This is a genomic window from Rhodococcus sp. (in: high G+C Gram-positive bacteria) (assembly GCF_049591685.1).
GTDB lineage: Bacteria > Actinomycetota > Actinomycetes > Mycobacteriales > Mycobacteriaceae > Rhodococcoides.
This window is the reverse complement of sequence record NZ_JBAWFH010000395.1, coordinates 1-9,328: the sequence shown is the minus strand read 5'-3', so window position 1 is coordinate 9,328 and position 9,328 is coordinate 1. Positions and strand designations below refer to the sequence as shown.

General features: G+C 64.3%; 9 protein-coding genes. 7 read left to right on the top strand and 2 right to left on the bottom strand.

What is annotated here, in order from left to right:
- On the bottom strand, positions 1–920 hold a 920-nt coding region (cofD, locus tag WBQ44_RS16635), incomplete at its 3' end, for a 2-phospho-L-lactate transferase (protein WP_495567776.1).
- Between the two features lie 787 nt (positions 921–1,707).
- On the opposite strand from cofD, the gene WBQ44_RS16630 reads away from it, so the two are divergent.
- Positions 1,708–1,941, top strand: a complete 234-nt coding sequence (locus WBQ44_RS16630) for a WhiB family transcriptional regulator (protein ID WP_495567777.1) — start codon at positions 1,708–1,710, stop codon at positions 1,939–1,941.
- 27 nt (positions 1,942–1,968) lie between these two features.
- Here WBQ44_RS16630 and WBQ44_RS16625 read toward each other — a convergent pair whose 3' ends face one another.
- Positions 1,969–2,451 (bottom strand): metallopeptidase family protein, encoded by a 483-nt coding sequence (locus WBQ44_RS16625; RefSeq protein ID WP_495567775.1) that lies wholly within the window; start codon positions 2,449–2,451, stop codon positions 1,969–1,971.
- A gap of 75 nt (positions 2,452–2,526) precedes the next feature.
- Between WBQ44_RS16625 and WBQ44_RS16620 the strand changes: the two genes are divergently transcribed.
- The 6 genes from WBQ44_RS16620 to WBQ44_RS16595 all read left to right on the top strand — a co-directional run.
- Positions 2,527–2,946 carry a DUF3499 domain-containing protein gene (locus WBQ44_RS16620; protein WP_495567774.1) on the top strand — a complete coding sequence of 140 codons (420 nt, stop codon included), beginning with the start codon at positions 2,527–2,529 and terminating at the stop codon, positions 2,944–2,946.
- Between the two features lie 254 nt (positions 2,947–3,200).
- Positions 3,201–4,580 carry a phosphomannomutase/phosphoglucomutase gene (locus WBQ44_RS16615; RefSeq protein ID WP_495567773.1) on the top strand — a complete coding sequence of 460 codons (1,380 nt, stop codon included), beginning with the start codon at positions 3,201–3,203 and terminating at the stop codon, positions 4,578–4,580.
- A gap of 115 nt (positions 4,581–4,695) precedes the next feature.
- Positions 4,696–5,817: a tobH protein gene (locus WBQ44_RS16610; protein ID WP_495567772.1), complete on the top strand. Its 1,122-nt coding sequence runs from the start codon at positions 4,696–4,698 to the stop codon at positions 5,815–5,817.
- Positions 5,817–7,043 (top strand): mannose-6-phosphate isomerase, class I, encoded by a 1,227-nt coding sequence (gene manA / locus WBQ44_RS16605; RefSeq protein WP_495567771.1) that lies wholly within the window; start codon positions 5,817–5,819, stop codon positions 7,041–7,043. Before WBQ44_RS16610 ends, manA begins: the two co-directional genes overlap by 1 nt.
- Positions 7,044–7,175: 132 nt before the next feature.
- A complete protein-coding gene (locus WBQ44_RS16600; RefSeq protein ID WP_495567770.1) occupies positions 7,176–8,435 on the top strand; it encodes an alkane 1-monooxygenase in 1,260 nt (419 codons plus the stop codon).
- A gap of 90 nt (positions 8,436–8,525) precedes the next feature.
- A partial coding sequence (locus tag WBQ44_RS16595) for an adenosylhomocysteinase (protein WP_495567769.1) occupies positions 8,526–9,328 on the top strand: 803 nt, incomplete at its 3' end.

Sequence of the window (9,328 nt, the reverse complement as noted above, 5' to 3'; positions counted from 1 at the left end):
GTCGTGCTCGGATCGGTCATCAGTAGGGGGACGCTGAGTACCTCGACCCCGGGAACCGTTGCGGTGTCCGTCGAGTGGATCATCCACGTGTCGAGGATCCCGGTGTCGGAGCGTGCACCGTAGTACTTGCCGACGGCCTCGGCGGTGGTGTCGACGCCGATGACGGACAGGCACTCGTCCGCCATGCCGCGCAATGGCCTGCCGTCGACCAAAGGGGAGAGTCCGACGACTTTCGCCGTCGTGGTTCGCAGCGCACTGCGGATGCCGGGGACGGCGAGGATTGCGCCGACGCTGACGACGGGGTTCGACGGTGCGAGGATGACGGCGTCCGCGTCGGCGATGGCATCGAGCACGCCCGGTGCGGGAGCGGCCTGTTCAGCTCCGATATTCGCGAAGCTGTGGGTTGGAATCTGAGCTCGGTAGCGAACCCACCACTCCTGAAAGTGAATTGCGCGCTTCGACTCACCGGACGCGTCGTCCGGATCGGTGACGACGACGTGGGTTTCGCTCCGGTCGTCGGTGACCGGCAACAGCCGAACGCCGGGCTTCCACCGGTTGCAGAGTGCCTCCGTGACAGCCGACAGGGGATAGCCGGTGCGCAGCATTCGACTTCGGATGAGATGGGTGGCCATGTCGCGGTCGCCGAGCCCGAACCAGTCGGGGTCTGCGCCGTAGGCTGCGAGCTCGTCCCTGGCATGCCAGGTCTCGTCGATTCGGCCCCATCCGCGCTCGGTGTCTATTCCGCCGCCGAGGGTGTACATACAGGTATCGAGATCTGGGCAGATGCGCAGTCCGTGCATCCACACGTCGTCGCCGACGTTGACGACCGCAGTGATGTCGCCGTCCTCACCGAGTAGAGATTTCAGACCTTGGAGGAATCGGGCTCCGCCGACGCCACCGACCAAGACAGTCACTTTCACAGCTTCGAAGCCTAGGCCGTGCGGCCGATGCGCGGGCGGGCGCCCGTCCCGGGCCGGGCGACAAGACTGTTCTGTCCACCTGTTTCCGTTGCGACACGCGCAAGACGGACGCGAATCCAGGGAGGGTGCCGATTTCGGGCGGTAGATGGTATTGCAAAATCGACGTCGGCTTGACCGCACTGCACTCCGGCGTGTCTAATCACATGTATGTCATTCCATGGTCGTCAAGCCAATCTGCTTGAGGCGACTCTTGATTCGAACATGCGTTCCCATGTACTGCCATCTCGTGGAAACGTGTAATAGAAGTCCGGAGTTTGGGTAGGACACCAGTTCGGGTACGACAGCTGGGCATGACTACGAATACCGGCGCGGGGCAAGGTGTTCGGACCGACCGAATTTTTCTGCGCAATGAAATGGTGAGGAGGCGGAAGCGATGTACGACCAGCACGTGACACGTGAACAACAGGGCAAGGCCCTGGCTCACCTCAGCGCGGTCAGCGACGCGCCGCAGACCAATTCCCGAACAGGCGCAGCGCACGGCGTTTGCGAGAAACCGATCGAGGACAACGCCTTCCCGGTGCCCGGAGACGAATCCGTGGCCGCCGCTGTCGGAAACCCTGAAGTCGTACCGGTCGACGCGGGCGCCGCATACGTCTCACCGATTTCGGCCGCCGCTGTCGAAATCGACGACGATGCAGTCGATCTCGAGGACGACGAACTGCGCGACGAATTCCCGGTCCGAGAAAAGGTGGTGCCCGCGCTGAGTCTCATCGCCGGGTTCGACCAGATGTTCGAAGAGATCGAAGATCAGTGGCAGGAGCGCGCTCTGTGCGCTCAGACGGATCCCGAAGCATTTTTCCCTGAGAAGGGTGGGTCGACGCGCGAAGCGAAGCGCATCTGCCTCGGCTGTGAAGTCAAAGACGAATGCCTCGAGTACGCGTTGGCCAAAGACGAGCGTTTCGGTATCTGGGGCGGCCTGTCCGAGCGTGAGCGCCGCCGTCTCAAGCGCGGAATCGTCTGACTTTCGGCCGGAGCCACCGGCTCAGGGTCAGTCGCCGCCGATTCCATCGATGTCGTCGGGGTCGATTCCCAGATAGGTCGCGACCTGCTCCACCAGGACCTCGTACAGCAAGTCCTCGAGATCGTCCCGGTGCTTTGCGCGCCGCTGAAGCGGTTGCCGGAACAGCACTATCCGAGCGCGTGTCGTGTCACCGCGTTTGTCGATGCCTGCGGGTACGAGTCGAGAGAGCGGGACGGGCCCTTCTGCCACCACCTCCGGAGGCCACGTCACCGATTCCGGATCGATCGCCCTGATCTTCGGAACCTCGTCGACCGCGATGTCGAGCCGATCCAACTTCTCGTGCCACCGATGACCGATGCGCGCAAACGCTTCGAGCACCGCCCGGTCGAATTTGTCGGCGCGTGACCGGTGTCCAGGAAGGGTGTTGGGAATGACCGGTCCTCGAATGCCGCGTCCGTGGCGTGCCGCGGATCTGGAGGTCGTTCTGCGTCCGGAACCACTTAGAGCCATGCCGAGAGGTTATCGGTGGTCGTCAGCGGTGTGTCGAGCGGCTCGCGGTCCGAGCGGGGAAGTACTCTCTTGGACGTGAGATCTCTGCGTGGATGCTGCCGGCCCGGGTGCAACCGTTCGGCCGTTGCAACGCTCACGTATGTCTACTCGGATTCGACCGCTGTGGTGGGCCCGCTCGCCACCGTCGACGAGCCCCATTCATGGGACCTCTGCGAAGTGCATGCGTCGACCACAACGGCACCCAAGGGATGGGAACTCGTTCGCTACGAGGGTGGTTTTTCAACTTCGACGCCGGACGAGGACGACCTCACCGCGTTGGCCGAGGCCGTGCGCGAAGCCGGCCGGGGTGAGCGCTCGCGTTCCGACGATTCCTCGTCCGGGGTGCGGCGCGACGGCAGCCGATCCGCCGATCAGGTCGCCGATCGACGTCCCGCTTCGCCGGTACGAACCGGTCGTCGCGGCCATTTGCGTGTGCTTCCCGACCCCACCGCTTGATAGTCGTTCGTTCGTACGACATGCCTTCTGCCCGTGAGGCGCAGGTGCCGGGCGGAGGGCATCATTTCGATCACATCTGTGGGTCGTCGTCACGCCGAGCACGCCGATCTGTGACACATTCGTAGGCGGGGGCGATGAACGTCACGGCCGAGTTGTCGACGGCCGATTTCACCGATCCCGCATCTGCAGCACCCGTTCGACGCAGGGTGCGAGCACCCGACATTCGATACAGACCGAAAACCGAGGAGCCGTTCGTGGCACGTACCGCCGAGTCCGTCAACGCAGTCATCAAGGCCTACGACGTACGAGGGGTTGTGGGCGAGCAGATCGATGCCAAGTTCGTCGCCGACGTCGGTGCTTCTTTCGCTCGACTGGTTCGAGACGGGTCTGTCACACAGGTCGTCATCGGTCACGACATGCGCGCTTCGTCGCCGGATCTCGCGAAGGCCTTCGCGAACGGGGTCACTTCTCAGGGCCTGTCCGTCGTCCACATCGGATTGGCGTCGACCGACCAGCTCTACTTCGCATCGGGTCTGCTCGATTGCCCGGGTGCCATGTTCACCGCGAGCCACAACCCGGCGAAGTACAACGGCATCAAACTGTGTCGCAGCGGAGCCAAGCCCGTCGGGCAGGACACCGGCCTTGCGACGATCAAGAGTGAATTGGTCGACGGAGTTCCTTCCTTCGACGGGCAACACGGTTCGGTGACCGAGCGTGAACTATTGACCGAATATGCGGCGTACATGCGTCAGCTCGTCGATCTGTCTCAGGTGTCCGGTGTCAAGATCGCGGTCGATGCCGGAAACGGGATGGGTGGGCACACGGTGCCCGCGGTGTTCGATTCGCTGCCCGTCACCATCGAGCCCCTCTACTTCGAGCTCGACGGAACGTTCCCCAATCACGAGGCCAACCCGCTGGACCCGGAGAACCTGAAAGATCTGCAGAAGTTCGTCCTCGAAACGGGCGCCGATATCGGACTGGCATTCGACGGCGACGCCGATCGCTGCTTCGTCGTCGACGAGAAGGGCGAACCGGTGTCGCCGTCGGCGGTCACGGGACTCGTCGCAGAGCGCGAACTGGCCAAGGAGCCCGGGGCGACGGTCATTCACAACCTGATCACCTCGCGGGCGGTACCCGAACTGGTCACCGAACTCGGTGGGACTCCGGTCCGTACCCGCGTCGGACACTCGTTCATCAAGCAACAGATGGCAGACACGGGGGCGATCTTCGGCGGCGAGCACTCTGCGCACTACTACTTCCGTGACTTCTGGGGTGCCGATTCCGGGATGCTCGCCGCTCTGCACGTTCTCGCTGCGCTTGGAGCGCAGGAGCGTCCACTGTCCGAGCTGATGAAGTCGTACGAAACGTATTCGGCGTCGGGCGAAATCAATTCGACCGTCGACGACGCCGCCGAGCGCACCGCTGCGGTGCTCGAAGCCTTTGCCGACCGTACCGCGCACGTCGATCGCCTCGATGGTGTAACTGTGGACCTCGAGAACGGGGCTTGGTTCAACCTTCGGGCGTCCAATACCGAGCCGCTGCTCCGGCTCAACGTGGAAGCCCGCAGCCCTGAGGAGGTCGACGCTCTGACTTCCGAGATTCTCGGAGTGGTACGGGCCTCGCGCGAGGAGTAGTGGACGTGTCGGTGGGTATACGCAACCCATCGACTTTCGAACGTAAACGAACGCAGACGATTCATCACACGCAGTGGACCGTACCGGCGGTGGGCAAGTAAGGATGGTGGCTGGAATGACTACTTTGTCGCCTCTCCTCGATCTCGACGATGCCGATGGGCTGGTTGCCGCGGACGTCGACGGTGCCCTGCGCAGTGCTGCGCTCGCCGGCGCGCAAGTTCGTGCGACCGCGACGACGTTCGCCGAATCGGTCGGCAATCGTCTTCACGATCTGCGGCCACGAAGTGTCGTCTTCGTCGCAGGTGACGGACGCGCTGGGCGTGCTGCATCGCTGCTGATCGCGTCGGTCTCCGCCCGCATCGGCGTCCCGCTCGTACGCACCCCGGGGACGCCCTCGTGGGTCGGTCCCCTCGATGTCGTCGTCGTCTCCGGAGACGACGCAGGTGACCCACGCCTGTCGGAGTCGGTCGCTGCAGCGGTCCGGCGTGGCGCCGAAACGATAGTGGTGACGCCGGACGAAGGTCCCCTCCGGTCGGCCGCGGGGGGCCGAGCCCTCTTTGTCGAGCCGAGGATCGCTGTGCGCGAGCACAACTCACTGATGCGCTATCTCGCGGCAGGGGTGTGTGTGCTCGCGTCGATTTCCGAGGGGAACTATCGGCCGCTGCTACCGGACCTGGCCCTGCTCGCGGATTCCCTCGACGACGAAGCTGCACGCGATCACCCCGTGCACGAGGTGTTCCACAATCCGGCGAAGTCCGTTGCGACACGAATGGCCGGTAGACGTGTCGTATTCAGCGGCGCGGGCGCCGTGGCAACCGAATTGGCGCGTCACGGCAGCGAGGTCATGTTGCGCGCCGCGGGTGTGGTGACGGCTACCGGCGAGCTGGCAGACGTGATCGCAGCCGAAGTCGAGGCGTCGCGGTCGTCGAGGGCGCAGCTTCCCGCTGCGGACTACGATCCGTTCTTCCACGACGAGCAGGTGGACGGACCGCGTCCCGAAGCGCCGATACGCGTACTGGTCGCGGCGCCGAACGCGCTGTCGCAGGAGACGCAACGTCGGACCGCCGCGCTCGCCGATGCCGACGTCTTGGTTGTCAGCGCGCTCGAGCCGACGTCGGTGGTCGGCGACGTCCAAACTTCCCGTCCGAACGGCTTCGGCGACATCGAAGCGATGGCACTGTTGGCGACGCGGTTGGAAATGGCCGCCGCGTATCTACGTTTGATCGGCGGTGGATAGTGCACGCTCTGCGCGGCGCAGTCAGGTCGTATGCATGGGGATCGCGCACCTCGCTCGCGAAGCTGCAGGGACGCGCGGTGCCGTCGGAGCACCCCGAGGCGGAGATCTGGCTCGGTGCACATCCGGCAGATCCCGCTCGTCTGCTGTCGGGTGGTGCCGAGCAGTCGTTGCTCGATGTCATCGATGCAGACCCTGAGACTCAGCTGGGCGCTCGGACGACGACGCAGTACGGCGGTCGGCTTCCCTTTTTGCTCAAGCTGCTAGCCGCGGACGAGCCGCTGTCGTTGCAGGCGCATCCGAGCTCACGGCAGGCCGAGGAGGGATTCGCACGCGAGGAAGCGGCGCGAGTGCCGATCGACTCGCCGGTACGTAACTATCGCGATTCGTCGCACAAGCCGGAGCTGATCGTCGCGCTGACCGAGTTCCACGCGCTCGCCGGGTTCCGCTGCCCGCGTGACACCGTCCAGTTCATCGATGCTCTCGGCGTCGATGCCCTGTCGGGTTACCGATCGTTGCTCACCGACCAACCGGACGATGCGGGGCTACGCACGGTTTTCACGTCGTGGATCACGCTGCCCGGGCCCGCCCTCGACGCACTCCTGCCTCTGGTCGCGGATGGGTGCATTCAATACTTGTCCACGACGGCCCACGAGGACGGCGGTCGATTCGTTGCGGAGGCACGCACCCTTCTCGAACTGGGGGAGTCGTATCCGGGGGATGCAGGGGTACTGGCCGCACTTCTGCTCAACCGTGTGACGCTCGAGCCCGGTCAGGGTCTGTATCTCGATGCGGGAAACCTGCACGCGTACCTGTCCGGCACCGGCGTCGAGATCATGGCCAACTCGGACAACGTCCTGCGTGGAGGCCTGACGCCCAAGCACGTCGACGTCCCGGAACTGCTGAGGGTGCTCGATTTCGAGCCCGCCGAACTCGATATTCTCGATCCCGACGTCGATGCGGCCGCCGCGCCCATGCTGTACCGAACCCCCGCGTCGGAGTTCGCTCTGACGCGGTCGGTGTTGAAGGACGGGGCCACCGTGCAACTGCACAGCTCCGGCCCGCAAATCGTGCTGTGCACGGCGGGGCGCGTCGAACTCGCGCCCCCGAAAGAGCAATTCGTGCTCGAACAGGGTGCCGCCGTGTGGGTGCCTGCATCCGACGCCGCGGTGACGGTAACGGCCCGCTGGGGCGACGCCGAGGTGTTCGGAGCCACCGTCGGACAGTGACGAATCCCACTGGGCGGGGGCTTCGACCAGTGCTTCTTTACAAACCGCGGCCGTGGTCGGTCTGTCGCCGGCGCCCCGATTGTTAGACTTCGCCGAACCAACCTCACGTTATCTTTCTAAGGGGAATTTCGGGTGAATCGCGCCGGTCGAGCGTCCACGTTCGTGGACGAACTCTCCGGTGGCGGCGTGTCGGGGGACGCGGTCGCCAATACGACGAACGGAACCGCCGACGCGGTGCCGAACACGAACAACCACCATCGCAGACGTGGCAAGCGGTTGCTGTGGCTGCTCGGGCTTCTCGCTCCCGCCTCGGCGCTGCTGCCCTCGCAGCTCGTTCTCTGGACCGGAATGCCCATCTTCTGGTGGAGCGGCCTCATGGTGTTCTTCGTCGTCATTCCATTCATCGACTTCGTTGCCGGCGACGACGGGGACAACCCGTCGGATGCGGACGTGCGCGATATGCAGGACGACCGCTTCTACCGCTGGTGCACGTACCTCTTCCTGCCGGTCCAGTTCGTCACGCTGCTGGTCGCTTGCTGGATGTGGGCGTTCGGCGGACTGACGACAATCGACAAGATCGGGCTGGCCGTCACCGTCGGACTCGTGGCGGGAACAGGCATCAACGCGGCTCACGAACTGGGTCACCGCATCGAGGAACACGAGCGGTGGCTTGCGAAGGTGGCACTCACACAGACCTTCTACGGGCACTTCTTCGTCGAACACAACCGCGGGCATCACGTGCGCGTTGCGACGCCCGAGGACCCCGCGAGTGCGCGAATCGGAGAAAATCTGTACGCGTTCCTGCCTCGTAGCGTGCTCGGCGGCCTCGTCTCGGCATGGGGCCTGGAAACACAGCGGCTCGAGCGACGCGGCCACCGATGGTGGAGCATCCGAAACAGCCTCATCCAGGGTTGGATCATGAGCGCTGCCCTGTTCGCAGTGCTGGCCACGATCTTCGGCGTCGCGATCCTTCCGTACCTGTTCCTCCAAGCCGTCGTCGGCTTCCTGCTGCTCGAAACGGTCAACTACGTCGAGCACTACGGACTTCTTCGCGAAAAGAACGCACGGGGACGGTACGTGCGGTGCTCGCCCAGGCACAGCTGGAACAGCGACCGACTGTGTACCAACATCTTTCTGTATCACCTGCAGCGCCACAGCGACCACCACGCGAATCCCGGCAAGCGGTACCAAACCCTGCGCAGCTGCGACGAGGCACCGCAGTTGCCCGCCGGTTACGCGACGATGGTGATGGCCGCGGCCGTTCCGCCGTTGTGGCGTCGAGTGATGGACCGCCGAGTTCTCGCGCACTACGACGGCGACATCGGCCAAGCCAACATCCTCCCTCGTCGTCGGCAGCAGGTATTGACAAAATACGGGCGCCCGGACTCCTAGTCTCGCGGCTGCTCGGCACCTGGTCCGAACCCGCGCCGCCGAGACCCGATAGCCTGGTGCAGGAATTCGACGCACAACGAGAGAGGGAAGATGACGACCTCAGTAACGCCGGACGATCGTTCGGCCACAGGATCGGCACTCACCGTGGAACAACGCGGTGAAATCGACTTCAAGGTCGCAGATCTGTCGCTCGCCGAGTTCGGCCGCAAAGAGATTCGCCTCGCCGAGCACGAGATGCCTGGACTGATCGCTCTCCGTCGCGAATACGCAGACGTATTGCCTCTCAAAGGCGCGCGGGTATCCGGTTCGCTGCACATGACCGTCCAGACCGCCGTGCTCATCGAAACCTTGGTCGCGCTCGGCGCCGAAGTTCGCTGGGCGTCCTGCAACATCTTCTCGACGCAGGATCACGCTGCCGCAGCCGTGGTCGTCGGACCGCACGGAACGCCGGAAGAGCCCAAGGGCGTGCCGGTGTTCGCGTGGAAGGGCGAAACGCTCGAAGATTACTGGTGGGCCGCCGAACAGATGCTCACCTGGCCCGCCGCGGCCGACGGAACAGCTCGCCCCGCCAACATGATCCTCGACGACGGTGGCGACGCCACGATGTTGGTTCTGCGCGGCGCGCAGTTCGAGAAGGCAGGCGTCGTACCGCCGACCGACGACGACCAGGACTCCGACGAGTACAAGGTGTTCCTCGGCCTGCTGCGTCGGTCGCTGGAGGAGTCCAAGACCAAGTGGACCGACGTCGCACAGTCCGTCAAGGGCGTGACCGAAGAAACCACCACGGGCGTTCTGCGTCTGTACCAGTTCGCTGCTGCGGGTGAGCTCACGTTCCCGGCAATCAACGTCAACGATTCGGTCACCAAGAGCAAGTTCGACAACAAGTACGGCAC

Excerpts from the sequence above, each read along its gene's own strand:
- WBQ44_RS16630 (WP_495567777.1), top strand. The coding sequence starts at position 1,708 with ATGTTCGAAGAGATCGAAGATCAGTGGCAGGAGCGCGCTCTGTGCGCT.
- WBQ44_RS16625 (WP_495567775.1), bottom strand. The coding sequence starts at position 2,451 with ATGGCTCTAAGTGGTTCCGGACGCAGAACGACCTCCAGATCCGCGGCA.
- WBQ44_RS16610 (WP_495567772.1), top strand. The coding sequence starts at position 4,696 with ATGACTACTTTGTCGCCTCTCCTCGATCTCGACGATGCCGATGGGCTG.